Source organism: Mycetocola zhujimingii (genome assembly GCF_003065425.1).
Classification (GTDB): domain Bacteria; phylum Actinomycetota; class Actinomycetes; order Actinomycetales; family Microbacteriaceae; genus Mycetocola_A; species Mycetocola_A zhujimingii.
The window spans coordinates 2,678,334-2,705,307 of the sequence record NZ_CP026949.1 but is presented as its reverse complement, the minus strand read 5'-3'; the positions used below and the strand labels follow the sequence as shown (position 1 = coordinate 2,705,307).

The following is a 26,974-nucleotide window of genomic DNA, read 5'->3' as shown; positions in this document are numbered from 1 at the left end:
GTGAGTGGGGGTGGCGCCGGGGGTCAGACCGTGGCGGGGATGCCCTGTTCGACCGCCGTGACATCCGTCGTCGTCGTCTCATCGGCGACCGGGCGACGCCGGACGAAACGCTTGAGCAGGATGACGAGGCCAGCGGAGACGATGGTTCCGACGAGGATCGCCAGGACGAACATACCGAAGTTGCCGATTGCGAAGAATACGAAGAAACCGCCGTGCGGTGCCTGCGAGGTTACGCCGGTGCCCATGATGATCGCGCCCGTGATCGAGCTGCCCACGATTCCGGCCGGGATGACCCGGAGCGGGTCTGCGGCGGCAAACGGGATCGCGCCCTCCGAGATGAACGCGGCACCGAGCAGCCAGGCTGCCTTGCCGTTCTCGCGTTCGGCGGCACTGAACAGCTTGCGGTCGACGAGCGTCGCGAGAGCGAGGGCGAGGGGCGGAACCATTCCCGCTCCCATGACCGCGGCCATGATGGCCCACGGTGCCTGGTTCTCGAACGATCCAGCGCTGAGTCCCGCAACGGCGAAGGCATATGCGACCTTGTTGACGGGGCCACCGAGGTCGACAGCCATCATCGCGCCGAGGATCAGGCCGAGCAGAACGGCGGAGGTTCCGGTGAGGGAGTTGAGCCAGCTGCTGAGTCCGGTCATGAGTGCAGCGATCGGTCCGCCGAGCAGCACGATCATGAGCCCGGAGGCGAAGATCGAGCCGACGAGCGGGATGATCACGACGGGCATGAGACCGCGGAGCCAGCGGGGCACGTTGATGCGCCCGATGGCCCACGCGATGAATCCGGCGAGCAGACCACCGACGAGTCCGCCGAGGAAGCCGGCGTTCATGACGAGGGCGACGGCTCCGGCGGTGAACCCGACGGCGATGCCGGGACGGTCAGCGATGGCGTAGGCGATATAGCCGGCCAGTGCCGGGACCAGGAAGCCCATCGACGCGTTGCCGATGACGTATGCCACAGCGCCGAGGTACTGGCCGAGCCCGCCATCGGGAAGGTTCAGCAGGCTGTTGGTGAGCACGATCTCGCCGGCGTTGTCGGTGATGCGGTAACCGGCCAGCAGGAAGCCGAGCGCGATCAGGAGACCGCCTCCGGCGACGAACGGGATCATGTAGCTGACGCCAGTGAGCAGGTATCGCTTGAGCTTCTGGCCGATGTGCTCATTCCTGGTGTCGTCGCCGGCCGTTGCGGGTTCGGCGCCGCCACCCGAGACGCGGCGTGCGTTGGGGTCCTTCGCGGCGGCGAGAGCCTCGGCGATCATCTTGTCTGGTTCGTCGATGCCGCGCTTGACCGGTGCCTGTACGAGCGGCAGCCCGGCGAAACGATTCTTGTCGCGGACGTCGACGTCGACGGCGAAAATCACGGCTGACGCCCGCCCGATGACCGACGGGTCAACCGGTGTGACGCTCGATGAGCCCTGGGTCTCGACGTGCAGTTCGGCACCGGCCCGTTTCGCCGCTGCGGCGAGGGCGTCTGCCGCCATGTAGGTGTGCGCGATTCCGGTGGGGCACGCGGTCACCGCGATGAGTACGGGCTTGTCCTCCGTCGTGGAGGGGGCGGATGTCGCGGTGCCGGTGGTCGCGGCGGTACCGGTGCTCGTCGCAGCGGCGGTGCCGGTCGCGGCATCCGACTCGGCAGCGGCGGGTGCCGCGGGGGCGAGGGCTTCATTGACGAGGTCGACGACCGCCTGTGGCGTCGGGGCGCTGCGGAGCGCAGCGGTGAAGTCCTCACGGATCAGCGAGCGAGCGAGCGTCGACAGCAGTGCCAGGTGGGCCTGGTCGGCGCCAGCGGGTGCGGCGATGAAGAAGATGATGTCGGCGGGGCCGTCGTCTGAGCCGAAGTCGACTCCGGGGTTCGGGCGAGCCATGACGAGCGTCGGAACCGTGACCGCTTCTGAACGGCAGTGGGGGATCGCGAGGCCGCCCGGAATCCCGGTGTCGGTCTGGGACTCCCGTGCCCAGGCGTCGGCGAAGAGGGCGTCGACATCGGTCGCCCTGCCGTTCTGGACGACGAGCGTCGCGAGTGTGCGGATGACCGTTGCACGGTCGGTTCCGAGGTCCCGGTCGAGGATGACCAGTTCCGGTGTGATGAGAGATGACATGAGACGAGAATCCTTCAATGTGGTGGTGCGGGAACGTCGTGTGAAGAAGGGCGCTACTCGGTAAGAGTGCGACGGGTACGGGTCACGGCAATAGGGCCGGAAGCCGCCTGTTCGAGGGTGGGAACCTGTGAACCGGGAAGGGACGCGGCTGCCGCGCCGTGGGCGACGGCCTGGGCCAGGCACCCCGCAGCATCGTCTCCGCGCTCGGACGCCAGGACGAAGCCGGCGAGAGAGCAGTCCCCGGCGCCGACGGTGCTGCGGGCGATAATTCGGGGCGCGGCTGCCCGCACTACCTCGGTTGTGCTGACAAGAACAGCACCGCGCGAGCCAAGTGTGACGAGCGCAGCATCGAGGCCGTGCTCCAGCACACGGCTTGCGACGTCGACGACTGCGTCATCGTCGAAGCCCAGCGACTCAGGGTCGTCGTCCGGAACGGTGATGCCGAGGCCTGAGGCGAGTTCCCACAGTTCCTCGGCGTTGGGCTTGATCAGATCGACGGCCTCGTCCGACGCGAGCAGCGCGGCAAGCGGTGCACCCGAGCTGTCGACGGCGATGCGGGGTGCCTTGGTGCCGTTGCGGGAGGCGGCTGTTCGCACGGCGCTCACAATGCGCGCGTAGAAGTCGACCGGAATCCCCGGGGGCAGCGATCCTGCGAGAACCAGCCAGGTGGCATCCGCTGATCGCGCGACGATGGTCTCGAGGATGGCCTCGGCCGTCTCAGCGGTCAGAGGCGCGCCAGGTTCGTTGACTTTGGTCGTCGTTCCGTCAGGCTCGGTGAGCGTGGTGTTCGAACGGATCGGGCTCGTCACGGGAATCGTGAGGGAGGGGATGCCGTCGGCCTCGAGGGCGATGACCATCGGGTCCGCCGGTGCGCCGGGGAGTACCGCGAGAGTGTCGACTCCGGCCACATGGAGCGCGCGGGAGACGTTGACGCCTTTGCCGCCCGGCTCCTGGACGGCACCGGCAGCTCGCTGCACCTGGCCCCGTTCGAGCGGTGCGGTGAGTTCGACGGTGCGGTCAAACGACGGGTTGAGTGTGACTGTGAGAATCATGCGACGATTACCTCCACGTCGTCGGCGTCGAGCGCCGCTGAGAGCGTCCCGATCGGGTCGGTGTCTGAGATGAGGGTGTCGAGTTCCCGGAGTTCAGCGAACCGGTAGAGCGCTTCGTCGCCCAGCTTCGACGAGTCGACGAGCGCGACAGTGCGACGTGCTGCGCGAACCATGGCGGACTTGACCGTCGCCTCGCGCTCCTCCGGGGTGCTGAGTCCGAAGTCGGCGGAGAGACCGTTGGCTCCGAGGAAGGCGATGTCGGGGCGCAGGTGCGCGAGCTGTTCGAGCGTGCTGCCGCCGACCGCTGCGCTCGTGACCCCGCGCACGCTGCCACCGAGCAGGTGCAGGTCGAGTGCCGGGTTGTGGTGCAGCAGGGCGGCGATCGGCACCGAGTTCGTGATGACCGTCATGCTCGATGGGCCGCTGCCGTGCCACTCGGCGAGAAGCTCCGCCAGGGCACCGGTCGTCGTGCCGGCGTCGAGGAGGATGGACCCACGGAAGTCGTCACCGAGCAACGCGAACGCTGCACGCGCGATCGCGAGTTTGGCCTCGCGTGCCTTGCCGGAACGGTCGGCGACCGTCGATTCGACGAGGCTGGTCTTGCTCGCGGCCACGGCTCCGCCGTGGACCCGGCGAAGTGCACCCTGGCGTTCGAGGATGTCGAGGTCGCGCCGCACGGTTTCCGCGGTGACCGAGAGAGCATCGGCGAGACCGGCTACGGTGACGCGCCCGCCGGCGTGGAGAAGCCTCGTTATTCGCTCGTGGCGTTCAATGGCATACATGTCGACGCTGACCCCTCGGACTTCTCTGAACCGGAACCCGTCCAGCGGTAACCACCGCCCGGACGAATCTTTGTTTCAGTGACTTTATGCCCGATTGTGTGGGAACGCAAGCGAAACACAGAAAAACCAAAAACGCCGCACAATCCGCGGACCCACGTTGGGCCACTGTGAAGCCCGCCGACGCAATCCCCAGGGGCGACGGCATCCGTTCGGTGGACGCAAAGTCACGGGTGGGCCGTCTTTACGGTGCGTTTGCGTCAGTTGAGAGAAGGCGGCTCGAAGTGCCGAGCGCTCGGATGCCGCAAAATCGCGGTATGGCGCGCTCATTCCGCGGTTTTGTGGCATTCGAACGCCAACCGACCGCACTTCCGAAGGCTCAGGCAGCGCGGTACTGGAATGCGGGGAGCCTCGTGCAGAGCGGCTCTAGAAGATCATGGGCCGGTCGTCGTCGTCTTCGGTGGGCAGGTCGAGTTCGACCAGAACGGGAACGTGATCGCTCGGAGCCTCACCCTTGCGCTCATTCCTGTGGATCGAGGCAGCCGTGACGAGCTCGGCGAATTCGGGCGACCCGAGGATGAAGTCGATTCGCATGCCCTCGTTGCGGGGGAAACGCAGCTGCTTGTAGTCCCAGTACGTGAATCCCTCCGGGACGAGAGGGCGGACGACATCGGTCAGGCCGATCTCGCCGAAGGCAGCGATGGCCTCGCGCTCAGCTGGCGAGACGTGGGTGGACAGGCCGGGAATGATGCTCGGGTCGCCCATGTCACTGTCGAACGGGGCGACGTTGAAGTCGCCCATGAGTGCGAGCGGGACGCCGGGGTTCTTCGTGAGCCAATTCGCCGTGTCGTTCTTCAGTGCGGCCAGCCAGTCGAGCTTGTAGACGTAGTGCGGGTCATCCAGCGAGCGGCCGTTGGGAACGTACAGGCTCCACAGTCGCACGCCGTTGATCGTCGCACCCATTGCCCGAGCCTCTTTCGGGAGGTCAGGGCCTTCCTGGCCCTTGAGGAAGCCGGGCATACCCTCAAACGTGGTCGTGACATCCTCGAGCGGGAGCCTGCTGGCGATGGCAACGCCATTCCACTGGCTGAAGCCGTGGATCGCGACCTCGTACCCTGCCGCCTCGAACGCCTCGAGGGGGAACTGCTCCGGCTTGCACTTGATCTCCTGCATCGCGAGCACGTCGATGTCTTCCCGCACCATCCAGTCGACGGTGCGTCCGACGCGGGCGCGGATTGAATTGACGTTCCAGGTGGCGATTCGCATGCGTCAACGCTAGCTGAGACCTGTGACGGTTCTGTTCGCTCGTGGCTCTCGTCGTGGTTCTCGGGGGTTCTGTGCGCCAAGATGGGACAATGGCGTCACTCTCTGTCGGATACTCGGCCATGCTCTCGCAGTTCGCACCGCAGGAGGCCGTCGCACTCAGCGCGTACGCCGAGCAGCACGGCTTCGATGGCGTGATGGCGGCCGACCACTTTCAACCGTGGGTTCCGCAGCAGGGACAGTCGTCGTTCGTGTGGAGCGTGCTTGCCGCCCTCGGTGAACGGACGACGGGCAACTTCGGGCCGGGCGTCACGGCTCCGACCTTCCGCATGCACCCCGCCGTTGTCGCGCAGGCGTCGGCCACGCTCGCGGCCATGTATCCGGGCAGGCACTGGCTCGGTCTCGGCTCTGGCGAGGCACTCAACGAACATGTCGTCGGGGCGTACTGGCCGGAGGCGCACGAGCGGATCAGTCGCATGTTCGAGGCGGTCGACGTGATCAAGAAGCTGTTCGCGGCATCCGTCGCCGGTCGGGATGCCAAACACACCGGCCCGTTCTACAAGCTTGAATCCTCCCGGCTGTGGACCATGCCGGAGGTTGCCCCGGAGATCCTCGTCGCTACCTCCGGGCCCGTCACGGCCAAGCGTGCGGGAAAGACCGTGGACGGGCTCATCACTGTCGAGGCGCCGCGCGAGAAAGTGGCAACGCTGCTCGCCCGCTTCGATGAGGGTGCACGGTCCGTCGGCAGGGACCCGTCCGGGATGACCAAGGTGATTCAGCTTCACCTCTCCTGGGCCCCGACCGAGGAGGAAGCGCGCCGCAACGCCGTGGTCGAGTGGCCGAACGGTGGCATGCGGTTTCCGAAGTCCGACATCAGGTCGCCGTTCGAGTTCGAGCAGATGGCGCGCATGGTGCGGGCGGAGGACTTTGACGGCCGAATGGTGATCTCCGCCGATCCCGACGTACACCGGCGGCACATCCAGTCCTACATCGACCTCGGGTTCGACCGGGTGTACCTGCACAACGTCGGTCGCAACCAGCGTGAGTGGATCGAGACTTTCGGCCGCGACGTTCTTCCCTCCCTCAAGCGATAGGCGCAGCGTGCTGACAGTATTTCCCCTCGACGGCATCGGCGAGATCGCGCCTGGCGATGACCTTGCTGCCCTGATCGCTGCCGCCGCCGATGGCGCACTCGCGGACGGCGACATCCTCCTCGTCACCTCGAAGATCGTGTCGAAGGCGGAGGGCAGGCAGCTCAACGCCGTCGACCGCGAAGAGGCCATCACCGCGGAGACCGTTCGGGTCGTTGCGAGCCGCGAACACCCCGGCGGCGTCACCCGCATCGTCGAGAACCGGCTCGGCCTCGTCATGGCTGCCGCCGGAGTCGACGCGAGCAACACCCCGGACGGCACCATCCTGTTGCTGCCCGTCGACCCTGACGCGTCAGCCCGTGCCCTGAGAGCCGAGCTTCGAACCCGCCTCGGTGTCCGGGTCGGCGTGATCATCACCGACACTGTTGGCCGGCCGTGGCGTGAAGGTCAGACCGATATTGCCATCGGGGCCGCAGGCATCCGTGTCGTCGATGACCTGCGCGGGACGACGGATGCCTCCGGTCGCCTGCTCACTGTCACCGCTGCGGCAACCGCCGACGAGCTTGCCGCCGCCGGTGACCTGGTCAAGGGCAAGGCTTCCGGTCGCCCGGTCGCGGTTGCCCGCGGGATGGCGCAGATCGTGACTGACGACGACGGGCCGGGTGCTCGTGCGCTCGTGCGGGACGCGGAGCGTGACATGTTCCGGCTCGGCAGTGACGAGGCCTATGCCGCAGGCTTTGCTGCCGGAGTCGCCGCTGCTGCCGCGTCGGCAAGCTCGAGCTAGATTCGCCGACCGCTGCATATCCTTACGTTCGGCTGCAGAAGCATCTGCAGCCGAACGCAGGATGTGTAGCGCTCGGTGAAAAGGGTCAGGTCGTGTCGAACGCGATGAGCGGACGCCCGGTGCGCGGGTGTTCGAGCACGTCGGCTCGAACGCCGTAGACGTCGCCGATGAGCTCGGGGGTAAGAACGGATGCCGCAGCACCCGCGGCGACCACGCGCCCGGCACTCAGCACGATGACACTGTCTGCGTACGCCGCGGCGATATTGAGGTCGTGAAGCGCCGCGACAGCGGTGATCCCGGCCGCGGTCTGCGCCCTGACGAGTGAGAGCAGGCTCAATTGCGCCCGCACGTCGAGGTGGTTGGTCGGCTCATCGAGGAGCAGCAGCCTCGGTTGCTGGGCGAGTGCCCTGGCGAGGTGCACCCGCTGGCGCTCACCGCCGGAGAGCGTGTCGAACGGCCGGTCGGCAAAAAAGTCCATGCCAACGGCGGCAAGGGCATCCGCGACGATTTGCCTGTCGGCCTCGCTCTCGCTGGAGAACCTGCCGATATGCGGTGTCCGGCCGAGCATGACCACCTCGGTGACCGCGAGGCCGGTGTCTGAATCACCGTGCTGCTCGCTGAGCGCGACGATCCTGGCGCGGTCCCTGCGTCGAAGTCCGAGCAGGTCGGCGCCGTCGAGCAACACAGTGCCGCTGTCGGCGGGAAGCGTGCCGACCAGGAGGTGCAGCAGCGTCGACTTTCCGGCACCGTTGGGGCCGATGACGGCACCGAACGACCCGACGGGAACCGTGATGTCGACGCCGTCGACGATGAGCCTGCCGTCGCGGCGGAACGAGAGCCGGTTCGCCGCGAGAGCGGACGCACCGGCGGTGGCATCCGTTGTCGATGGGGCTGTGGTATCGGTCACGAGACCCTCCTGCCCCTGAGCAGCAGGAGAGCGAACACCGGAGCGCCGACGACGGCGGTGAGGATGCCGACGGGCAGCTCACGCGGGTCGAACAGCGTGCGGGCGCCGGTGTCGATCCAGAGCAGGAAGATTGCCCCGGCGAGTGCCGAGAGAGGAAGCACAACCCGGTTGCGTTGCCCGACCACGAGCCGGACCGCGTGCGGCAGGATGAGGCCGACGAAACCGATCGAGCCGGAGACCGAGACCATGGCACCGGTGAGCAGGGCGGTCGCGATGAGGAGCGTCCACCGGGTTGAATTCACGCCGACACCCAAAGCGGATGCCGCGTTGTCACCGAACGCGAACGCGTCGAGTGTGCGGCCGGTCAGCATGAGCGGGATGCCGACGATCAGGAGGGCGCCGAGTCCAATTGCAACGGCGGGCCAGCGCGCACCGCTCAGCGAGCCGAGCAGCCAGCTGAGGATTTCGCGGTAGGTGTCACCGGTTGCGGACCAGAAGATGATGAGGCTGGTGAGCGCGCCGAAGAAACTCGACACCGCGAGGCCGGCGAGCACGGTGCGGGTCGGGGTCAGTGAACCGATCGCGCCGGCGAGCAGCAGGGTGCCGACGAGGGCTGCGACGGCCCCGCCGAACGCTGCGACGGGCAGGAGCACCCCGAGCCCGAGCAGGATCACGGCAACGGCACCGAGCGATGCACCCGACGAGAGTCCGAGCAGGTACGGGTCGGCGAGCGGGTTGCGGGTGATGGCCTGCATCACGGTTCCGGAGAGGGCGAGGCCGGCGCCGACCGCCGCAGCGGTGAGGACACGAGGCATCCGTAGTTCCCAGACGATGCCGTCGCGAAGCGGTGACAGCGCTTCACCGCCGAGCGCCGTCGGCGAGAAGCCGAGGTGGCCGAGGATCGACCCCCAGACCTCCGTCGGGCGGATCTCGGCCGGCCCGAAGGTCACGGCGAACACGATCGACACGAGGAGCACGGCCGAGAGGACGACGACCCAGACAGCGGTCGGCAGCCCGCGCCGGATCCGGCGGTGAGGAATCCCCACCGCCGGTGCCCCGGTCTCGGCCGTCAGCGTCACAGGTTCAGTTCCGCCAGCTGGTCAGCGATCGTGGATGCCGCCTCGGCGTTGCGCACGCCGGCCTCGCCTGTCGCGAACGGCACGGTGACGTATCGCTTGTTCACGACGGCGTCGAGCTGGGCGGTTGCCGGGTTGGCTTCGAGCACGCCGATCTTCTTCTCGGCGCTGCCCCAGTCGGAGACGACGAGCACGATGACATCGGGGTTCGCGTCGACGACGGCTTCCCAGTTGAACGAGGTCCAGCTTTCGTCGACGTCCGCCGCGATGTTCGTGAGCCCGACGGCATCCATGATCATCTGCGGCGCGCCGGATCCGGCACCGACGAACGGGGTGTCTGATCCGCTGGAGAACCAGAGGGCGCTGACGTCCTCGACCGGCTCGATCTTTTCGAGCTGCTCTTTCTGTTCTGCAACGAGCTCGGTGGCCGCTTCGCTCACGTCGAAGATGGAACCCACCTCGAGAATCTGCTCAAAGACATCGTCAAAGCTCAGCGACTTCGGTGCGTATTCCGCTTCCTGGCACGCGGCGGGAGACACGTAGGTGTTCACCCCGAGAGACTGCAGCGTCGGCCGATCGCCGGCGCCGTCTGCCGAAAAGTTCGATTCCCAGCCCGCGTAGATGAAGTCGGGTTCGAGGTCGAGGACGGCCTCCTGCCCAGGCACCTTGTCGCTGATCACCGGGACGTCGGCGCCACCGAGGTCGTCGGGCAGCGGGCCATCGGGGAATGCACGGCCGATCAGATTGTCCTCGAGGCCGAGCGCGAGAAGCATCTCCGTCGTCGTGGACTTGATGGTCAGCACGCGCTCTGGCGCCTGCTCGATGGTCACCTCTGTGCCGCAGTTGTCGAGTGTGAGTGGATAGCTCGCCGCTGTCGGGGTGGCCGATTCCGACGGTGGGGCGGATGCCGCTGGGCCGGCACACGCGGAAACCGCGAGGAGCGAGCCGGCAATAGCGATCGCAGCGAGAGGGCGAGAGAAACGGGGGGCAGGGTTACGAAGAGTCATGTGACCTCGGATCGAGTGTGCGGGGTGAGAGAGCACAACGCGTACTCGTCTCGACCAGCCACCCAAATCCGGGCAAGCTCGACCGGTCATACCCAACCGGCGGTCTTTTTCGACGATACACCCGACGGCGAGGTCAGCCGAGCCAGGGAACCAGATCGAGTCGGCGGAGCCGCTCAGGGTCGGCGAGAACATCGATCGCGACGATCACGCCGTCCCGAACCACGAAGCCCATCACCGAGAGAGGCCGCCCGTCTCGGACGACGACGACTCCAGCAGCTCCGTTCACGAGGGCAGGCTGGGCGAACGGCGCGCCCTGCGCAAACAGAATTGCCTGCTCGCCGAGTGCGTGCCCCCCGCGGATGATCCGGGTGATGCTCGGGCGGCTGTCCCCGCCATCGGACCGGAGCACCACCTCGGGGTCGAGGAGGCTGAGAAGCGCCTCGAAATCGCCGTTGCGGGATGCCGCGAAGAAGGCATCGACCACCTCTCGCTGGCGAGCGGGGTCGGCATCGGGAACCGGGGCGGTTCCGACCCGACGTCGAGCGCGGCTGGCGAGTTGTCGCGCCGTCGGTGGTGTGACCGCGAGGACGGCGGCGACGTCCGGGAACGGCACAGCGAACACGTCATGAAGCACGAACGCAATGCGTTCCGCCGGGGAGAGCGTGTCGAGGACAACCAGCATGGCCAGGCCGACGGAGTCCCCGAGGAGAGCTTCGTGTTCGGGATTGCCGGAGTCGACGCGGCTCACGAGGGGATCAGGCACGTGCGGCCCCAGAGGCTGCTCCCGCCGGGACACACGCGAGCGCAGCATGTTCAGGCAGATTCGCGAGACCACAGTGGTCAGCCATCCGCCCAGGTTCTCGATGTCATCCGCATCACTGCGGCTGAGTCGCAGCCAGGCATCCTGAACCGCATCGTCAGCCTCGCTCAGGGAGCCCAGCATTCGGTAGGAGACGGCTCGGAGATGCGTGCGGTGCGACTCGAACGCATCGGCGAGGAGATCGACGTGCATGTGTCACACTCCCTCACTTCTCGGGGTCATGTCAGTAAAACACGAACCTCGCGGAGGAAAAATGACCACATCACCAATTCTCGTCACCGGTGGCACCGGCACGCTCGGCCGACTCGTCGTCAAGCGATTGAGCCAGGCCGGGCGAGACGTGCGGGTGCTCAGCCGTCAGCAGGAGGAAGACGGCGACGGGCTCGAATTCGTCGTTGGCGATCTGTCCACCGGCTCGGGCGTCGCCGCCGCGACCCGCGGAGTGTCCACCGTCATCCACTGCGCAGGCAGCCAGAAGGGTGACGACGACAAGGCGCGGATCCTCGTGCAAGCGGCGGAGAGGGAACGGATCGAACATCTCGTGCACATCTCCGTTGTCGGTGCCGATCGGATTCCGATCGAAAGCGCCGTCGATCGGGCGATGTTCGGCTATTTCGGATTCAAGCGCGGGGCGGAGAACATCATCCGCGAGTCGGGATTGCCCTATTCAATGGTGCGGGCGACCCAGTTTCACGATCTCAACCTCGCCGCCGTGCAGGGTCTTGCAAAGCTCCCCGTGATTCCTTCCCCGGCCGGGTTTCGATTTCAACCGATCTCCGCGGATGAGGTCGCCGCTCGGCTGGTCGAGCTGGCTCTCGGCGTGCCTTCCGGCCTCGTTGCCGATATGGGTGGCCCGCGTGTGTACACGATGGTCGAGCTGATTCGTGAGTATCTCGCGAGAACCGGACAGCGACGACGGATCGTGCAGGTGCCGATGCCAGGTCGAGCGGCAGCGGCGTTTCGCAGCGGAGCCAATCTCACGCCGGAACACGCGGTAGGGCGTCAGTCGTGGGAAGAGTTCCTCACGCAACGGCTCGAGGTGCGCACCTGAGTCGAGAGCCCTGTGGTGCTACCGCGCTCAGGACAGGATGTCTTTGGTCGCGAACCGGCCGTAGGCGAGTGCGAAGAACACGGCGATGTAGCCGGCCTGGAGAAGCGCATTGGTGCCGAACGCGCTCAAGTCTGCGGGCTGGCTGAGGATTCCGGCGAAACCGAGCCAGTGCTGCGTGAACAGCCAGGGGTGCAGCCACTCCAGCTGGGGGAGAGCGCCAAGGATCTGGGACACGACCGACACGACGACCGTCGCAGCCATGGCGCCGACCGGCACCGTGGTGAGCGTCGAGATGAAGAGGCCGATCGCGCACAGGCCGAGAAGCGACACGGTGACATAGGCCGCGACGAGCAGTGATCTCAGCACGGACTCACCGACGCCGATGGTCTCGCCCGACAGCAGCGTTACCGGCCCGACCGGGAACAGGAGTGCGCCGATCAGTGCTCCGACAGCCACGAGGGTCAGTGTCGCAGCGAGGCAGAATGCGGCAGCTCCGGCGTACTTGACCAGGAGCAGTCGGAGTCGGCCCGCGGGCGACACGAGCAGGTAGCGCAGCGTTCCGAGCCCTGCTTCGCCGGCGATGGTATCCCCGGCGACCACCCCGATGGTGAGCGGGAGGAAGAGCGGGATCGCAACGACCGTCGCCGTGAACCCGACGAACAGCCCGTTCTGGGTCACCCGGTCGAGAAACGGCGGCCCGTCGCCGGGGTCGAGCTCGCTCGCCGTCAAGCGGACGGCGACGGCGAGAAGGATCGGAATGAGCGCGACGGCCGCGAGCATGGCCCAGGTGCGTCGCCGCCGGAACAGCACGGTGAGTTCGCTTCCGAGAAGGTCGAGGCCCAGGGTCGGGCGGGTACGCGTGGCGGCGGGCTGCCCTGTGCCCGGAGAATCGAGTGCGACCCCGGCGTTCCGCGGGGTCGCCGCAGGCTGGGACGGTTGCGGGGTCGGGGCGAGCTCAGGAGACGACATCGAATCCCTCCCCGGTCAGCGCAACGAACCGTTCCTCGAGACTGGCCTCCTCGATGCCGTACCCGCGGACACGGACGCCGGCCTCGAGCAACGCGGGGAGGATCCGGTCGGGATCGAGGTCGGTCGTCGCCGGGAGGAGGGCGGATACTTCGGCGTGCGAGTCGGCTTTCCCCTCGCGCGTCGGTGTGAGCCCGAAGCGGGCAAGTACGCTCTCGGCGGTCTCGGCATCCGGTGTTCGCACCCGCACGTGGGACTCACCGGCGCCCCGAAGGTCATCGAGCGCGCCCTGGGCCACGATGCGGCCGGCGCTCATGATCGCTGCGTGCGTGCACATCTGCTCGACCTCGGCCAGCAGGTGGCTGGAGACGAACACTGTGGTTCCCTCAGCAGCGAACGAGCTGACGAGGTTGCGCACCTCCCGTGTTCCCTGTGGATCGAGTCCGTTGGTCGGTTCGTCGAGGACCAGGAGGTCGCGTGGCGAGAGGAGCGCGTTGGCAATGCCGAGCCGCTGCTTCATACCGAGCGAGTACGCGCCGGCCTTTTTCGTCGCGGCGTTCGTGAGCCCGACCCGCTCGAGCGCCGCGTCGATGCGCGCACCGCGGGTTCGACGTGGCGCGTGCCGGTCCGCCGTGTCGAGCCGGTGCAGGTTGGCCTGTCCCGACAGAAACGGATAGAACGCCGGGCCCTCCACGAGTGCACCGACCCGGGGGAGTACGTCACGCAGTCGTTCGGGCATGCTCTCGCCGAGCACCCTGACCTCACCCTGGCTTGGGCTGACGAGGCCGAGCAGCATGCGGATGCTCGTGGTTTTGCCGGATCCATTGGGGCCGAGGAACCCGAACACCGAGCCGCGGGGCACGGCGAGGTCGATCGCATCGACGGCGGTCTGGGTTCGGAACCGTTTGGTCAGGCCCGAGCTCTCGATGGCGAGCTCGGGTGAGGCCCCGGCGGATGCCGTCACTCTGCGTTCGCAGCCGCCTGGAGCCTGTCCACGGTCACCGACCCGGCGAACACGCGGCCGTCGTCGGTGAGGAACACGTTGAGAAGTGACGTGGAGAGAAGTCGCCCACCGTCGACCTTTGTGGTCAGCTGGTCGAGCATCGGGTTGCCTTCGAAGCCCTCGGGGGCGCTACCGGCCGGCAAGGCCACGATGGTCTCCCATCCGGTTCCTGTCGTGACAAGCCCGCTGCCGTCGTCGGGCTTCGGTCCGTCATCGGAAGCCGGCGGCATCGAGGGGAACGGCTGTTCCTCGACGGTGACGCCGTCGCCCGGTGTGTACGTGAAGAGGTCAGCCGCTGGGTCAGAGAGATCGATTGACGAGAAGCCGACCTGGAATGCCGGTTCGTCCTGACCGGCAGCCGCGACGGAGACCTGAAGCGGAAGCCCCGTCTCGGAATCGACGGCGATCGACACCGACTCAGCGAGTGTTCCGGATGCCTTCGGCGTGAGAATGAGCTCGTACACGGTCCGCCCGGCGACGCGGGCGTCGGTGCCGACCGCAACCTTTGTGGTCGGTTCGAGTTCGGTCAGGAGCTGGTTCGCCAGTTCAGCGGGGTTCATCGTCTCGTCGGCGCGGCCGTCGAGCTTGCCCTCGAGCGACGACTCGAGGTCGGCGGGGATGGCGACGTGGGTCGCGACGTTGGATTCGGAGTCGTAGTACCAGGCGTCGGTGCCGTTCAGCACCGCGATGCGCTCAGCGAGCTCGTCCTTGATCTGGATCCTGACATTGCTGTCTCCCGACACGTACACGTTGCCCTCGTGGGTGCCGCTGAGCAGTTCGAGTGCGCTCGAGACGAGTTCGCTCGACTCTTCGGCCGAAAGACCTGACGCGCCGCCCATGGAGGAGGTCATGCCGGTAGCGGCATCCACGTCGGGCAGACCGAGTTCGGCGGTCTTCGTGACGGTGCCGGAGAACGAGTCCTCTGTGCTGTCGGAGATCAGGAGGAGCACCTCTTCCGCCGTCTTATCCGGCAGGTCAACGGCCGCGCCAGCGGAGAGCGGCACTGCGACGATGCCCGCGGCGACGAGCGCCGGTACTGCGAGGGCGGGAAGCCACTTGAGAGAGTTACGCGACACGATCAACATCCTTCGGATCGAAGTGGTGAGTCATAATACGCCGGAGACCTGAGATTTCGTCGAAACCCGTTAACCCACGTCGAAATGCTCGACGGAGCTCTCGCGGTCGATGAGGTAACGGTCGTCCTCGGGGTAGAAGACGGCCACCGCGATGTCGCTCCCCGCGAAAGCGACGATGTGTTCCCGGCTTTCCCACCACGACAGCGTGCGCACCTCGCACCGTCCGTCGGGAAGATCCCTGAACGCGGCGATCGCCCCGAGGTTGCCCGGCGTCGAGCGATACTCGCTGAGACCGGTTTTTTCCAGGTACTCGGTGTAGTTCTCCCGATCCTCCGGTCGGATCCAGCCGCGCCATGACCGCATGACCGATCCGGCAGGTGCGTCAATCATGGTCAGCCTTCCGTGAGGGATTCCTTCGTCAGTTCTACGCCCTCACCGCGACGTTCGCGAGGGCATCCGCGACGAAATCGAACTCACCGCTCAGCACCCCTGCCGTGACGCGCACAAACGAGCCGGTATCCGGCGACGACAGATACGGCGTCCCGCCGGCCACACGGATGCCTGCGGCTGACAGCTGCACAAGCGCGCTTCGTTCGTCGTCGACGGCGATCCAGGTGTTGAGGCCGTCAGCGAGGGTGGCGTCGTAACCGTGTCTGCCGAGAGCAGCGGCGAGCTCCTTCTGCCGGGAGAAGTACACCATCCTCGCCTCATTGACCGCGTTGACCGATGCGTTCTCGGTGAGCAGTTCGGTGAGGATCGTCTGGACCATTCGGCTCGTCCACCCGGTCGTCAGCATCCGCCTCGACACAATGCGGTTCACGAGTTCATCCGGCCCGCCAAGTGCGGCGATGCGCAGGTCAGGGCCGTGTGTTTTCGAGAAGCTGCGTACGTGGAGCACCTGCCCGGGAATGTAGCTGCCGAGGCTGACGTCTGGCTCGGTGCTGATCCCCGCGGAGTGGTCGTCTTCGATCACGACGGCGTCGCTGGCGTGACGGGATGCCGTGATCACCGCGGCCAGTTCGCGTGCGCGGTCCTGGGTCATCGACGCGCCCGTCGGATTGTGCGCGCGCGGTTGGAGCAGCACCGCGCGCGGCGATGATGTCAGGGCCCTGGCCAGTGCGGAAGGACGCATCCCGAGGTGATCGAGGGGCACCGGGACGGGTACGGCGCCCAGGGAATCGAGGAGGTCGAAGAACGGCGGGAAGGTGGGGTCTTCAATGACCACCCGATCGCCGAACCTGACGACCTGTTCGAGCGCGCGCGACACACCGTCGAGTGCCCCATCGACCACGGTGATTTCGCCGGTGCTGTACGGCCAGGTTCGTCTCAATTCCTCGGCGAGGGTGGGGATCACCGGCTGGTCGGTGTAGCTGAACGTCGTCGCGTGCTCGGACAGGCGCGACAGTGCCGGCCCGAGCGCGGGGAGCAGGGAATCGTCCGGGGTGCCCCGTGAGAGGTCGATGCGGGTTTGCTCGGTGTAGCCGGCCATGCGCTGCATGCGTGGACTCAACCAGGGCATGGCGGCCTGACGCACAAAACTGCCACTGCGTCCGCGAGAGACGATGAGGCCGACGGTGGTCAGCGCCTGCCACGCGGCACTCACGGTCGCCGGGCTCACGGCGAGTTCCGCGCCAAGTTCCCTCACCGTCGGGAGGCGGTCACCCGGTGCCAGTTGCCCGGAGTTGATGAGTCTCGCGAGAGCGGCCGCGATGCCGCGAGGCGAGCGATCGTCGATGAGATCTGCGTACGACTCAGGCATCGGGGAACCCCATCCGGGTTTTGGGTATTTACGAATGCGTCACAGAGGGAAACAATGGAGAAATGTTCAACTCGAATAATAACAAATGAGCGGAACGGCACCACACACCTCGGGCTGACAACGAAACCGACGTTTCATCCCGAGGCTGACAGACAGAAACACCTACCGCTCAATGACGACACGGAGGCTAGAGATGACTGTAGTTCGCGCGGCTATCACCCAGACAACCTGGACCGGCGACAAGGAATCCATGATCGCGAAGCACGAACAGTTCGCGAGGGATGCGGCTGCTCAGGGAGCGCAGATCATCTGCTTCCAGGAGCTGTTCTACGGACCGTACTTCGGAATCACCGAGGACAAGAAGTACTACGAGTTCGCTGAACCGGCGGACGGTCCCATCGTCCAGCGGTTCGCGAAGCTCGCGAAAGAGCTGAACCTCGTGATGGTTCTGCCGATCTATGAAGAGGACATGCCCGGCGTCTACTACAACACCGCTGTCGTCGTCGATTCCGACGGCACCGTCCTCGGCAAGTACCGCAAGCACCACATTCCTCACCTCGAGAAGTTCTACGAGAAGTTCTACTTCCGCCCCGGCAACCTCGGTTATCCCGTGTTCGACACCGCGGTCGGCCCCGTCGGTGTCTACATCTGTTACGACCGCCACTTCCCAGAGGGCTGGCGCGAACTCGGCCTCAACGGCGCACAGATCGTGTTCAACCCGAACGCAACCAAGCCTGGTCTCTCGAACCGGCTCTGGGACCTCGAGCAGGCGACCGCAGCGGCGGCAAACGGGTACTTCGTTGCGGCCCCCAACCGGGTCGGCACGGAAGATAACGAATACGGCGACCTCGCGGTGACGTTCTACGGCACGAGCCAGTTCGCAGACCCGCAGGGCAACTTCGTCGGTGATCGTGGCAGCGCCGAGCACGAGGACATCGTCATCCGTGACCTCGACCTCGACATGATCAAGAGAGTCCGTGACGACTGGCAGTTCTACCGCGACCGTCGGCCCGAGTCCTACACGTCGATCCCGAAGCCGTAACCGGACCAGGCGAGGAGGCATCATGAAGACCCTCATCAAGAACGGCACCGTCGTGAACTCGACCGGATCGGCACCGGCAGACGTGCTGATCGACGGCGAGACGATCGCCGCAGTGCTCGCTCCAGGCTCGACCCTGCTCGGCTTCGACATCGAGAAGAACGTCGACACGGTGATCGATGCAGCGGGAAAGTACGTCATTCCCGGGGGAATCGACGCACACACCCACATGCAGATGCCGTTCGGAGGAACCGAAGCGAGCGACACCTTCGAGACGGGTACCCGTGCAGCCGCACACGGCGGGACGACGAGCATCGTCGATTTCGTCGTGCAGTATGCGGGTGAGAACGTCCTCGATCAATACGCGCTGTGGCATGACAAAGCGCGGAGTAACTGCGCCATCGATTACGGCTTCCACCAGATCCTCAGTGACGTTCAGGACTCGTCGCTGACGGCAATGGACGAGCTGGTGAAGGAGGGCGTCTCGAGCTTCAAGCTCTTCATGGCGTACAAGGGAGTTTTCCTGTCGGACGACGGCCAGATCGTGAAGGCCATGCAGCGCGCGGCTGACAACGGCTCGATGATCATGATGCACGCCGAGAACGGCAGCGTTATCGACCTGCTCGTGCAACAGTCGCTCGCCGCGGGCAACACCTCGCCGTACTACCACGGCATCACCCGGCCCTGGCAGGCGGAGGAAGAGGCCACCCACCGCGCGATCATGCTCGCCAACCTCACGGGTGCGCCGCTCTACGTCGTGCACGTCAGCGCGAAGCAGGCGGTCGAGCAGATCGCCATGGCCCGTGACAACGGCCAGAACGTGTTCGGCGAAACGTGCCCGCAGTACCTCTACCTCTCGCTCGAAGACCAGCTCGGTGCCTCGAGCGAGGAGTGGGGAGACTTCGAGGGCGCCAAGTGGGTGTGCTCCACTCCGCTGCGCTCGAAGCACGAGGGCCACCAGCACCACATGTGGCAGAGCCTGCGCACGAACGACATCCAGATGGTCTCCACCGACCACTGCCCGTTCTGCATGAAGGGCCAGAAAGACATGGGCCTCGGCAACTTCGCGAAGATCCCGAACGGCATCGGCAGCGTCGAGCACCGGATGGACCTGCTCTACCAGGGCGTCGTCGACAAGAAAATCTCGCTCGAACGCTGGGTCGAGGTCACGTCGACGACCCCGGCGCGGATGTTCGGCATGTACGGCAAGAAGGGAGTGCTTCAGCCGGGTGCAGACGGCGACGTCGTGATCTATGACCCGCACGGTCACACCTCCATCGGTGTTGGCAAGACCCACCACATGAACATGGACTACTCGGCCTGGGAAGGGTACGAGATCGACGGCCACGTCGACACCGTTCTCTCCCGCGGGAAGGTCATCGTCGACGACAACCAGTACCTGGGATCCAAAGGTGACGGACAGTACGTCCCCCGCGGCCTCAGCCAGTACCTGATCTGAGGGCACCCATGGACTTCGGAGCCGTACTTCAAACCAACCCGCCCGCCGCACGAACGGTCCACCTCGCGAAGCTCGCTGAGCAGTATGGCTTCAGCCACGTCTGGACCTTCGACTCACACCTGCTCTGGCAGGAACCGTACGTCATCTACAGCCAGATCCTCAACGAGACCAAGCGCATCACGGTCGGCCCGATGGTCACCAACCCGGCGACGCGTGACTGGACGGTGACCGCGTCGACATACGCCACCCTCAACGAGATGTACGGCAACCGGACAATCTGCGGGATCGGGCGGGGCGACTCCGCGGTGCGCACCACCAACGGCGCTCCGACCAACCTCAAGACGCTCCGCGAATCGATCCACGTCATCCGTGAACTGGCGAACTCCCGTCCCGTCGAATATCACGGTGCCACCGTGCAGTTCCCGTGGAGCGTCGGTTCCGAGCTCGACGTCTGGGTTGCCGCGTACGGCCCCCTCGCGCTCAAACTGACCGGCGAGGTCGGTGACGGGTTCATTCTCCAGCTGGCCGACATCGACATCGCCAAGTGGATGATCAAGACGGTTCGGGATGCCGCCGAAAAGGTCGGCCGTGACCCGATGTCGATCAAGTTCTGTGTCGCGGCACCGATGTACGTCGGCGACGACAGGGAGCACATGCGAGACCAGTGCCGCTGGTTCGGTGGCATGGTCGGCAACCACGTTGCGGACATCGTCGCCAAGTACGGAGCGAGCGGCGCGGTGCCGCAAGCGCTGACCGACTACATCAAGGGCAGGGAGTCGTACGACTACAACGAGCACGGCAGGGCAGGAAACACCCACGCCAGTTTCGTGCCCGATGAGATCGTCGACAGGTTCTGCGTGCTCGGTTCGGCGAATGACCACATCGACAAGCTCGAGGAACTGAAGAGCATCGGCGTCGACCAGTTCGCGGGCTACCTCCAGCACGACAACAAGGAGGAGACCCTCCGCGTTTACGGTGAGACGGTCATCCCCGCGCTCAAGGAAAAGATCGTGGCGACGACATGACCGCCGAGAACCTGGCCCCGGCACTCCGGCGGCGCCGCGGGGCGCCTGCCAGGGAGGCTGCGCGCTGGGGATACGGGGTGCTCGGCATCCTCGTGATCGCCGCGCTGTGGGAACTGTACAAGTTCCTGGGGCCGGTGGACGGCGTCGTCATCGGTGAGACGCGGGTGCTTCCCCGCACGACCGACCTCGCCATGCCGCACACCTGGGACATGGTCGCGCGGCTGTTCGAACCCGTGACCCGGTCGTCGACGGCGAACCCGCTGTGGCTCGAGGTGGCGCTCGCCGCCCTCGTCACGCTCGGCATCGCGGCCGTTGGCTGGCTCGTCGGCATCGTCGTCGGGTCCGCGCTCGCCCTGGTGATGCAGCGCTGGCGGCTGGCCGAGTGGGGCCTGTTGCCCTGGATCATCCTCAGCCAGACGGTTCCGCTCATCGCGTTCGCCCCCGTTGTGCGCAGCTGGGGCTCTCGAATCGAGATCGGCGCCTTCGAATGGCAGGACTGGATGAGCGTCGCGGTGATCGCGTCATACCTCGCGTTCTTCCCGATCGCGGTCGGCGCGCTCAAGGGCCTCCAGTCGCCGGACACCATCCACACCGAGCTGATGCGCAGCTACGGCGTCGGCTGGTGGAAGACCCTCCTGAAACTGAGGATCCCGGCATCCGTTCCCTACCTCCTGCCGGCGCTCCGCCTTGGCGCAGCCAACGCTGTCGTCGGTGCCGTCGTCGCCGAGGTCTCGACGGGAATGCAGGGCGGAATCGGGCGCATCCTCATTCAGTACGCGGGCCAGGCCAGCGGTGACCCAGCGAAGGCCTGGGGACCGATCTTCGGTTCCATCGTGCTCGGGCTCGCCGCGGCAGGCTCGGTCGCCATCCTCGGCGCCATCCTCAGGAACTACCGACGAGTGGAGATCACAGCGTGACTCAGCCAACCGAATCCACCGCGGATGCCGCAGGGCGAACCGCCGCCGTCACGGTGAGTGCGGTCGACAAGACCTTCGATACCCGCTCCGGCCGGGTCGACGCGCTCACCGCCATCGATCTGACAGTGTCTGCCGGCGAGTTCGTTTCGCTCATCGGGCCGTCCGGCTGCGGCAAGTCGACGCTTCTGCGGCTCATCGCAGATCTCGATCAGCCGACCGCCGGGAGCGTCACGGTGTTCGGCAAGAGCGCGAAACAGGCCAGGCTCGACCAGGATTACGGAATCGCTTTCCAGCAGGCCGGGCTCCTGCCCTGGCGTACCGTCGCCGCGAACGTCGGTCTCCCGCTCGAACTGCACGGAGTGTCCGGCGGTGACCGGACGGCCAGGATCACCGAGCTCCTCGAGATGGTCGGACTCACCGATTTCGCCGACCGTTATCCCGACCAGCTCTCGGGCGGGATGCAGCAGCGGGTGGCAATCGCCAGGTCGCTCGCCGAGAAGCCCGACCTCCTGCTCATGGACGAACCGTTCGGTGCGCTCGATGAGATGACCCGTGAACGGATGCAGACCGAACTGCTTCGGATCTGCGCCGAGACCGGTGCAGCCGTCGTGTTCGTCACCCACTCCATTCCCGAGGCGGTCTATCTCTCGGACCGGGTGGTTGTGATGTCACCCCGCCCCGGTCGCATCCAGCAGATCGTGCCCATGGTGCTCAACCGCGACCCGGCGCACGCCGAGGCGCTCCGTGAGGAACGCGCGTTCTTCGAGGGGGTCACCGCCGTCCGCGAGGCACTCCACGCGGGCTCGCCAGTGCCGACGGGCGCCCGCGGAGTCGAGAACCGCTGATGGCGCTCACGATCCCGAACCGCTCCCGGTCGTCGGCAAACGCCGAGACCACGCTCCGGGTCGCCGCGCCCGTCGCCGTTGGTCTGATCGTGCTTGGCGCCTGGCAGCTTCTCGTCAGCGTCGGCGGGGTCAGCGATTACCTGCTGCCGAGCCCTGCCGCCATCGCCGGCCAGTTTGTCGAGTTCTTTCCCTCAATGGTCTCCGCCACCGGTATCACCGGGCTGAACGCATTGCTCGGCCTCGTTGTCGGCTCGATCCTCGGGATCCTGCTCGCGGCTCTCGCTGCGGCGTCGCGCCCGATTGACTGGATGAGCGCACCGGTCGTTGCATCGCTCGCCGTCATTCCGATCGTCGCGCTCGCCCCCGTGCTCAACTCGATGTTCGGAGCGGACAGCCAGTTCGGCAGGCAGGCGATCGCGGGGCTTGCGTCCTTCGTTCCCGTGTTCATCAATACCCTTCGCGGATTCCGGCAAACCCTGCCCGTTCACCGTGACCTGATGAAGGTCTACGCGGCGAGCTCCGCCCAGGTCGTTCGCACGGTGACGCTGCCGACGGCCGTCCCCTTCGTGTTCACCGGCATCCGGATCGCATCGAGCCTCGCGGTCATCTCCGCGCTCGTCGCCGAATACTTCGGTGGCCCACGCGGCGGGCTTGGCGGGCTGATCTCGACCTCGGCCGCGTCGAGCGCCTACCCGAGAGCGTGGGCATACGTGGTCGCGTCGATCGTGCTCGGGTTGCTCTTCTTCCTCGTCACGCTCGCTCTCGAACGGCTTGCCACCCGGGGAAGGCAGCGCTCATGAGTGTCCTCAGCCCGCCGGGCTGACGGCCTATCCTGCACCACCTTCAAGCACCACGCATGAAAGGACAGACCATGAAACACAGCACACGTCGCCTCGCGACGGTGGGTGCGTTCGCCGTCTCAGCGGCGCTCGTACTCTCCGCGTGTTCAGCACCAGCAGACACAGGGTCCGAATCCGACGCCGACGGTCCAGGCGAGCTCACCGAGGTGAAGCTGCAGCTGCAGTGGCTGCCGCAGGGCCAGTTCGCCGGGTACTTCGCCGCCCTCGACCAGGGCTACTTCGAGGAGGAGGGCCTCGACGTCGAAATCATCCCGTCCGGCGGTGACATCGTCCCGCAGGATGCCCTGGCCAACGGTGATGTCGACTATGCGATCGCCTGGGTTCCCAAGGTGCTCGGTTCGATCGAGGCCGGTGCGAACGTCACGAACATCGCCCAGATCTTCCAGCGCTCAGGAACGCTCCAGGTGTCGTGGGCCGATTCGGGGATCGAATCGGTCGCGGATTTCGAAGGCAAGAAGATCGGCTCGTGGGGATTCGGTAACGAGTGGGAGATCTTCGCGGCCATGGCCGCAGAGGGCCTCGACTCCTCGAGCGTCGAGATCATCACCCAGGACTTCAACATGAACTCCTTCCTGCAGGGCGATATCGACGCAGCGCAGGCCATGACCTACAACGAGTACGCGCAGTTGCTCGAGACGCCGAACCCCGACACGGGCGAGCTGTACACCGAGGATGACTTCAACGTCATCAGCTACGAAGACACCGTCGGCGCGATGCTGCAGGATGCCATCTGGGCAGACACCGAGAAGCTCGAGAGCGACGAGGAGTACCAGGACACTACCGTCTCGTTCCTCAAGGCCGTCATCAAGGGCTGGGTCTATGCGGCCGAGAACCCGGAAGAGGCATCGGAAATCACCCTCGACGCCGGTTCCGGCTGGGGCCCGAGCCACGAACTGTGGATGGTCAATGAGACCAACAAGCTGATCTGGCCGGCCGAGAACGGCATCGGAATCATCGACGAAGCGGCGTTCAACAAGACGGTGGAGGGTGCGCTCTCCGCGGTCAACGAGTCAGGCGCCGCGCTCATCACCGAAGAACCGCCGGCGGGCGTCTGGACGAACGAGTACATCCAGGAGGCGCTCGACGAGCTGGAGGAGGACGGCGTCGACACCACAGGCGACGGCTTCACTCCGATCGAGGTCACCCTCGAGGAGGGCGGCAACTAGAAGCACCACAAGCCGGTCCCGGGCGGGGAGCTCTCGCTTCTCGCCCGGGCCCGGCACACGCAGCAACGCACAAAGGAGATGTCGTGGCACTCACGCTCACATCAGAAAGCAATCAGACAACGGTCGATCTCGATCGCGCCCACGTCTTTCACTCGTGGTCGGCCCAGGGAACATTGAAACCCCTCGTCGTCGCTGGCGGCCTCGGTACGCACGTGTGGGACTTCGAGGGCAACCGCTACCTCGACTTTTCGAGCCAGCTGGTCAACGTGAATATCGGCCACCAGCATCCGGCTGTCATCGCCGCGATCAAGGAACAGGCCGACCAGCTCACGACGGTTGCACCGTCGACTGCCAACCTCACGCGCGGCGAAGCAGCCAGGCGCATCACCGATCTCGCCCCCGCTGGGTTCTCGCGGGTCTTCTTCACCAACGGCGGTGCGGATGCCAACGAAAACGCCATCCGGATGGCGCGCCTGCACACGGGGCGAGACAAGGTCCTCTCCACCTACCGGTCGTACCACGGCAACACCGGCGCTGCCATTGTCGCGACGGGGGACTGGCGGCGAATGCCCAACGAGTTCGCGCGCGGACACGTGCACTTCTTCGGCCCGTATCTTTACCGCTCCGAGTTCTGGGCGGCCAGCCCGGAGGAAGAATCGGCGCGGGCCCTTCACCACCTCGAGCGGGTCATCCAGGGCGAGGGCGCCCAGACGATCGCCGCAATCCTGCTCGAGTCCATCCCCGGCACCGCCGGTGTGCTCGTTCCACCGCCCGGCTATCTCGCCGGAGTGCGCGCACTCTGCGATCGCTACGGCATCGTGCTCATTCTCGACGAGGTGATGGCGGGATTCGGCCGGGCCGGACGCTGGTTCGCGTTCGAGGGCTACGACGTCGTTCCCGACCTCATCACGTTCGCCAAGGGGGTGAACTCGGGGTACGTGCCAGCGGGAGGCGTCATCATCTCCGACGAGATCGCATCCGATTTCGACGAGACGGTCTTCCCGGGGGGACTCACATACTCCGGGCATCCGCTCGCCATGGCCTCGATCGTCGGTGCCCTCGACGCGATGGCCACTGAAGGCATCGTCGAGAACGCGGCGACGATCGGGCGCGAGGCCATCGGACCAGCGCTCGCGGAACTCGCCGACAAGCACGATCTCATCGGCGAGGTGCGCGGCGAAGGGGTGTTCTGGGCGATCGAACTGGTCGCGGATGCCGCCACCCGCGAGCCGCTTCCCGCCCCGGTGGTGGGAAGCATCAAGGCCGCACTCGTCGGGCGCGGGCTGCTTCCGTTTGTGCAGGACAACCGCATTCACGTGGTGCCGCCGTGCACGGTGACGGCGGACGAGGTCGGCGAAGCGATGGACAGCTACGACGCCGTGCTCACAGAACTTTCGAAAGGACAGTCATGACCAGCTACATCAACCACTTCATCGGCGGAACGCTCGTCGAGGGGGAGTCACAGCGAACCTCGCCGGTGTTCGATCCGGCAAAGGGCACGAGCGATAAGGAGGTCCGCCTCGGCAGCGTTGCCGACGTCGACAGCGCTGTCGCGGCGGCCGCCGCGGCGTACCCCGCCTGGCGGGATGCCTCGCTCGCCAAGCGCCAGTCGGTGATCTTCGCCTTCCGCGAGTTGCTCAACGCTCGCAAGGGAGAACTCGCCGAGATCCTCACCTCCGAGCACGGCAAGGTCCTCTCCGACGCGGCGGGTGAGATCGCCCGCGGTCTCGAAGTCGTCGACTTCGCGACGGGGATCCCGCACCTGCTCAAGGGAGAGTACTCCGAGAACGTGTCGAGCGGGGTTGATGTGTACTCGGTGAAGCAACCGCTTGGTGTTGTCGGCATCATCAGCCCGTTCAATTTTCCCGCGATGGTGCCGCTCTGGTTCTTCCCGATCGCCATCGCCGCCGGCAACACGGTCGTCCTCAAGCCCAGTGAGAAGGACCCGTCGGCAGCGAACTGGCTCGCCGAGCTGTTCACGGAGGCCGGGCTGCCCGACGGCGTCTTCAATGTGGTCCACGGCGACAAGGAGGCGGTCGACGCACTGCTGGAGCATCCGGTGGTCAGGTCGATCTCGTTTGTCGGCTCAACGCCCATCGCGAAATACATCTACGAGACCGCGGCGAAAAACGGCAAGCGGGTGCAGGCGCTCGGTGGAGCGAAGAACCACATGCTCGTGCTCCCCGACGCCGACCTCGACCTCGCCGCCGATGCCGCCGTCAACGCCGGCTTCGGTTCGGCGGGAGAACGGTGCATGGCGATCAGCGTCCTGCTCGCGGTCGACACCATCGCTGATGATCTGGTGGCCAGGATTGCCGAACGGATGTCGACGCTCAAGACCGGTGACGGCCGACGGTCGTGCGATATGGGGCCGTTGATCACGAAGGCGCACCGCGACAAGGTCGCGTCGTACCTCGACGTTGCGAACACAGACGGAGCAACGGTCGTTGTCGACGGGCGCGACGTGGAGGTCGACGGTGATGCCGACGGCTTCTGGTTCGGTCCAACGCTGCTCGATAAGGTGCCGCTCAGCTCCACCGTCTACACCGACGAGATCTTTGGGCCGGTCCTGAGTGTGGTCCGGGTCTCGAGCTATGCGGAGGGACTCGAGATCATCAACTCCAGCCGGTACGGCAACGGCACCGCCATCTTTACCAACGACGGTGGCGCCGCACGGCGATTCCAGCGCGAGGTGACCGTCGGCATGGTCGGTATCAATGTGCCGATTCCTGTGCCCGTTGCGTATCACTCGTTCGGCGGGTGGAAGGAGTCGCTGTTCGGGGACTCCAAGGCGTACGGGCCGCAGGGAGTGCACTTCTTCACACAGGAGAAGGCGATCACGAGTCGGTGGCTCGACCCGAGCCACGGCGGCCTCAACCTCGGCTTCCCCGAGCACGACTGACCCGAGCACGACTGACGTA

General features: G+C 66.0%; 25 protein-coding genes. 12 read left to right on the top strand and 13 right to left on the bottom strand.

The annotated features are described in order from the left end of the window. Positions 1-23: 23 nt before the first annotated feature. The 4 genes from C3E77_RS12920 to C3E77_RS12905 all read right to left on the bottom strand — a co-directional run bounded on the left by C3E77_RS12920 (position 24) and on the right by C3E77_RS12905 (position 5,205). A complete protein-coding gene (locus tag C3E77_RS12920) occupies positions 24-2,108 on the bottom strand; it encodes a PTS fructose transporter subunit IIABC (RefSeq protein ID WP_108392086.1) in 2,085 nt (694 codons plus the stop codon). 53 nt (positions 2,109-2,161) lie between these two features. Continuing rightward, entirely contained in the window at positions 2,162-3,160 is a 999-nt protein-coding gene (locus C3E77_RS12915; RefSeq protein WP_108392084.1) for a 1-phosphofructokinase family hexose kinase, read from the bottom strand. Further along, a complete protein-coding gene (locus tag C3E77_RS12910) occupies positions 3,157-3,942 on the bottom strand; it encodes a DeoR/GlpR family DNA-binding transcription regulator (protein ID WP_108392082.1) in 786 nt (261 codons plus the stop codon). The genes C3E77_RS12915 and C3E77_RS12910 overlap by 4 nt, the downstream gene beginning before the upstream one ends. 423 nt (positions 3,943-4,365) lie before the next feature. Continuing rightward, on the bottom strand, positions 4,366-5,205 hold the full coding sequence (locus C3E77_RS12905) for an exodeoxyribonuclease III (RefSeq protein ID WP_108392080.1): 840 nt from the start codon (positions 5,203-5,205) through the stop codon (positions 4,366-4,368). A gap of 89 nt (positions 5,206-5,294) precedes the next feature. Between C3E77_RS12905 and C3E77_RS12900 the strand changes: the two genes are divergently transcribed. After that, positions 5,295-6,296 (top strand): TIGR03557 family F420-dependent LLM class oxidoreductase, encoded by a 1,002-nt coding sequence (locus tag C3E77_RS12900; RefSeq protein ID WP_108392078.1) that lies wholly within the window; start codon positions 5,295-5,297, stop codon positions 6,294-6,296. A 7-nt stretch (positions 6,297-6,303) separates the two neighbouring features. Beyond that, on the top strand, positions 6,304-7,077 hold the full coding sequence (locus C3E77_RS12895) for a coenzyme F420-0:L-glutamate ligase (RefSeq protein WP_234031212.1): 774 nt from the start codon (positions 6,304-6,306) through the stop codon (positions 7,075-7,077). 85 nt (positions 7,078-7,162) lie between these two features. On the opposite strand, the gene C3E77_RS12890 is transcribed toward C3E77_RS12895, so the two are convergent. From C3E77_RS12890 to sigJ, 4 genes are all read right to left on the bottom strand, one after another. Then, positions 7,163-7,984 carry an ABC transporter ATP-binding protein gene (locus tag C3E77_RS12890; protein ID WP_108392076.1) on the bottom strand — a complete coding sequence of 274 codons (822 nt, stop codon included), beginning with the start codon at positions 7,982-7,984 and terminating at the stop codon, positions 7,163-7,165. Beyond that, positions 7,981-9,063 (bottom strand): putative F420-0 ABC transporter permease subunit, encoded by a 1,083-nt coding sequence (locus C3E77_RS12885; RefSeq protein ID WP_418288046.1) that lies wholly within the window; start codon positions 9,061-9,063, stop codon positions 7,981-7,983. The genes C3E77_RS12890 and C3E77_RS12885 overlap by 4 nt, the downstream gene beginning before the upstream one ends. Then, positions 9,060-10,067, bottom strand: a complete 1,008-nt coding sequence (locus C3E77_RS12880; protein ID WP_108392074.1) for a putative F420-0 ABC transporter substrate-binding protein — start codon at positions 10,065-10,067, stop codon at positions 9,060-9,062. The genes C3E77_RS12885 and C3E77_RS12880 overlap by 4 nt, the downstream gene beginning before the upstream one ends. Before the next feature lie 133 nt (positions 10,068-10,200). Further along, positions 10,201-11,079, bottom strand: a complete 879-nt coding sequence (gene sigJ, locus C3E77_RS12875) for an RNA polymerase sigma factor SigJ (RefSeq protein ID WP_108392072.1) — start codon at positions 11,077-11,079, stop codon at positions 10,201-10,203. A 61-nt stretch (positions 11,080-11,140) separates the two neighbouring features. On the opposite strand from sigJ, the gene C3E77_RS12870 reads away from it, so the two are divergent. Then, positions 11,141-11,938, top strand: a complete 798-nt coding sequence (locus C3E77_RS12870) for an SDR family oxidoreductase (RefSeq protein ID WP_108392070.1) — start codon at positions 11,141-11,143, stop codon at positions 11,936-11,938. A 27-nt stretch (positions 11,939-11,965) separates the two neighbouring features. On the opposite strand, the gene C3E77_RS12865 is transcribed toward C3E77_RS12870, so the two are convergent. The 5 genes from C3E77_RS12865 to C3E77_RS12845 all read right to left on the bottom strand — a co-directional run bounded on the left by C3E77_RS12865 (position 11,966) and on the right by C3E77_RS12845 (position 16,742). Further along, positions 11,966-12,907, bottom strand: coding sequence for an ABC transporter permease (locus tag C3E77_RS12865; protein WP_108392068.1), 942 nt, complete (start codon positions 12,905-12,907; stop codon positions 11,966-11,968). Beyond that, positions 12,894-13,868 carry an ABC transporter ATP-binding protein gene (locus C3E77_RS12860; protein ID WP_108392066.1) on the bottom strand — a complete coding sequence of 325 codons (975 nt, stop codon included), beginning with the start codon at positions 13,866-13,868 and terminating at the stop codon, positions 12,894-12,896. Before C3E77_RS12860 ends, C3E77_RS12865 begins: the two co-directional genes overlap by 14 nt. Further along, positions 13,865-14,983 (bottom strand): LolA family protein, encoded by a 1,119-nt coding sequence (locus tag C3E77_RS12855; protein WP_162925011.1) that lies wholly within the window; start codon positions 14,981-14,983, stop codon positions 13,865-13,867. Before C3E77_RS12855 ends, C3E77_RS12860 begins: the two co-directional genes overlap by 4 nt. 69 nt (positions 14,984-15,052) lie before the next feature. Then, positions 15,053-15,373: a hypothetical protein gene (locus tag C3E77_RS12850; protein ID WP_232529025.1), complete on the bottom strand. Its 321-nt coding sequence runs from the start codon at positions 15,371-15,373 to the stop codon at positions 15,053-15,055. A gap of 34 nt (positions 15,374-15,407) precedes the next feature. Further along, positions 15,408-16,742 (bottom strand): aminotransferase-like domain-containing protein, encoded by a 1,335-nt coding sequence (locus C3E77_RS12845; RefSeq protein WP_108392062.1) that lies wholly within the window; start codon positions 16,740-16,742, stop codon positions 15,408-15,410. 193 nt (positions 16,743-16,935) lie between these two features. Between C3E77_RS12845 and C3E77_RS12840 the strand changes: the two genes are divergently transcribed. The 9 genes from C3E77_RS12840 to C3E77_RS12800 all read left to right on the top strand — a co-directional run bounded on the left by C3E77_RS12840 (position 16,936) and on the right by C3E77_RS12800 (position 26,955). Continuing rightward, positions 16,936-17,784 carry a nitrilase-related carbon-nitrogen hydrolase gene (locus tag C3E77_RS12840; protein ID WP_108392060.1) on the top strand — a complete coding sequence of 283 codons (849 nt, stop codon included), beginning with the start codon at positions 16,936-16,938 and terminating at the stop codon, positions 17,782-17,784. Between the two features lie 19 nt (positions 17,785-17,803). Next, positions 17,804-19,240, top strand: a complete 1,437-nt coding sequence (hydA, locus tag C3E77_RS12835; RefSeq protein WP_108393340.1) for a dihydropyrimidinase — start codon at positions 17,804-17,806, stop codon at positions 19,238-19,240. 8 nt (positions 19,241-19,248) lie between these two features. Further along, the gene (locus C3E77_RS12830) at positions 19,249-20,265 is read left to right on the top strand and encodes a TIGR03842 family LLM class F420-dependent oxidoreductase (protein WP_108392058.1); all 1,017 of its coding nucleotides are present in this window, start codon (positions 19,249-19,251) and stop codon (positions 20,263-20,265) included. Next, on the top strand, positions 20,262-21,182 hold the full coding sequence (locus C3E77_RS12825) for an ABC transporter permease (RefSeq protein WP_108392056.1): 921 nt from the start codon (positions 20,262-20,264) through the stop codon (positions 21,180-21,182). Before C3E77_RS12830 ends, C3E77_RS12825 begins: the two co-directional genes overlap by 4 nt. After that, on the top strand, positions 21,179-22,027 hold the full coding sequence (locus C3E77_RS12820) for an ABC transporter ATP-binding protein (RefSeq protein WP_108392054.1): 849 nt from the start codon (positions 21,179-21,181) through the stop codon (positions 22,025-22,027). Before C3E77_RS12825 ends, C3E77_RS12820 begins: the two co-directional genes overlap by 4 nt. Next, positions 22,027-22,827: an ABC transporter permease gene (locus tag C3E77_RS12815; protein WP_108392052.1), complete on the top strand. Its 801-nt coding sequence runs from the start codon at positions 22,027-22,029 to the stop codon at positions 22,825-22,827. The genes C3E77_RS12820 and C3E77_RS12815 overlap by 1 nt, the downstream gene beginning before the upstream one ends. A 71-nt stretch (positions 22,828-22,898) precedes the next feature. Continuing rightward, positions 22,899-24,053, top strand: a complete 1,155-nt coding sequence (locus tag C3E77_RS12810) for an ABC transporter substrate-binding protein (protein ID WP_108392050.1) — start codon at positions 22,899-22,901, stop codon at positions 24,051-24,053. Between the two features lie 83 nt (positions 24,054-24,136). Further along, positions 24,137-25,465, top strand: a complete 1,329-nt coding sequence (locus tag C3E77_RS12805) for an aspartate aminotransferase family protein (RefSeq protein WP_108392048.1) — start codon at positions 24,137-24,139, stop codon at positions 25,463-25,465. Beyond that, positions 25,462-26,955, top strand: coding sequence for a CoA-acylating methylmalonate-semialdehyde dehydrogenase (locus C3E77_RS12800; protein ID WP_108392046.1), 1,494 nt, complete (start codon positions 25,462-25,464; stop codon positions 26,953-26,955). The genes C3E77_RS12805 and C3E77_RS12800 overlap by 4 nt, the downstream gene beginning before the upstream one ends. Positions 26,956-26,974: the final 19 nt, after the last annotated feature.

Coding starts and splice junctions, on each gene's coding strand:
- C3E77_RS12920 (WP_108392086.1), bottom strand. CDS start 2,108: ATGTCATCTCTCATCACACCGGAACTGGTCATCCTCGACCGGGACCTC.
- C3E77_RS12915 (WP_108392084.1), bottom strand. CDS start 3,160: ATGATTCTCACAGTCACACTCAACCCGTCGTTTGACCGCACCGTCGAA.
- C3E77_RS12910 (WP_108392082.1), bottom strand. CDS start 3,942: ATGTATGCCATTGAACGCCACGAGCGAATAACGAGGCTTCTCCACGCC.
- C3E77_RS12905 (WP_108392080.1), bottom strand. CDS start 5,205: ATGCGAATCGCCACCTGGAACGTCAATTCAATCCGCGCCCGCGTCGGA.
- C3E77_RS12900 (WP_108392078.1), top strand. CDS start 5,295: ATGGCGTCACTCTCTGTCGGATACTCGGCCATGCTCTCGCAGTTCGCA.
- C3E77_RS12880 (WP_108392074.1), bottom strand. CDS start 10,067: ATGACTCTTCGTAACCCTGCCCCCCGTTTCTCTCGCCCTCTCGCTGCG.
- sigJ (WP_108392072.1), bottom strand. CDS start 11,079: ATGCACGTCGATCTCCTCGCCGATGCGTTCGAGTCGCACCGCACGCAT.
- C3E77_RS12870 (WP_108392070.1), top strand. CDS start 11,141: ATGACCACATCACCAATTCTCGTCACCGGTGGCACCGGCACGCTCGGC.
- C3E77_RS12865 (WP_108392068.1), bottom strand. CDS start 12,907: ATGTCGTCTCCTGAGCTCGCCCCGACCCCGCAACCGTCCCAGCCTGCG.
- C3E77_RS12850 (WP_232529025.1), bottom strand. CDS start 15,373: ATGATTGACGCACCTGCCGGATCGGTCATGCGGTCATGGCGCGGCTGG.
- C3E77_RS12845 (WP_108392062.1), bottom strand. CDS start 16,742: ATGCCTGAGTCGTACGCAGATCTCATCGACGATCGCTCGCCTCGCGGC.
- C3E77_RS12840 (WP_108392060.1), top strand. CDS start 16,936: ATGACTGTAGTTCGCGCGGCTATCACCCAGACAACCTGGACCGGCGAC.
- C3E77_RS12830 (WP_108392058.1), top strand. CDS start 19,249: ATGGACTTCGGAGCCGTACTTCAAACCAACCCGCCCGCCGCACGAACG.
- C3E77_RS12825 (WP_108392056.1), top strand. CDS start 20,262: ATGACCGCCGAGAACCTGGCCCCGGCACTCCGGCGGCGCCGCGGGGCG.
- C3E77_RS12815 (WP_108392052.1), top strand. CDS start 22,027: ATGGCGCTCACGATCCCGAACCGCTCCCGGTCGTCGGCAAACGCCGAG.
- C3E77_RS12810 (WP_108392050.1), top strand. CDS start 22,899: ATGAAACACAGCACACGTCGCCTCGCGACGGTGGGTGCGTTCGCCGTC.
- C3E77_RS12800 (WP_108392046.1), top strand. CDS start 25,462: ATGACCAGCTACATCAACCACTTCATCGGCGGAACGCTCGTCGAGGGG.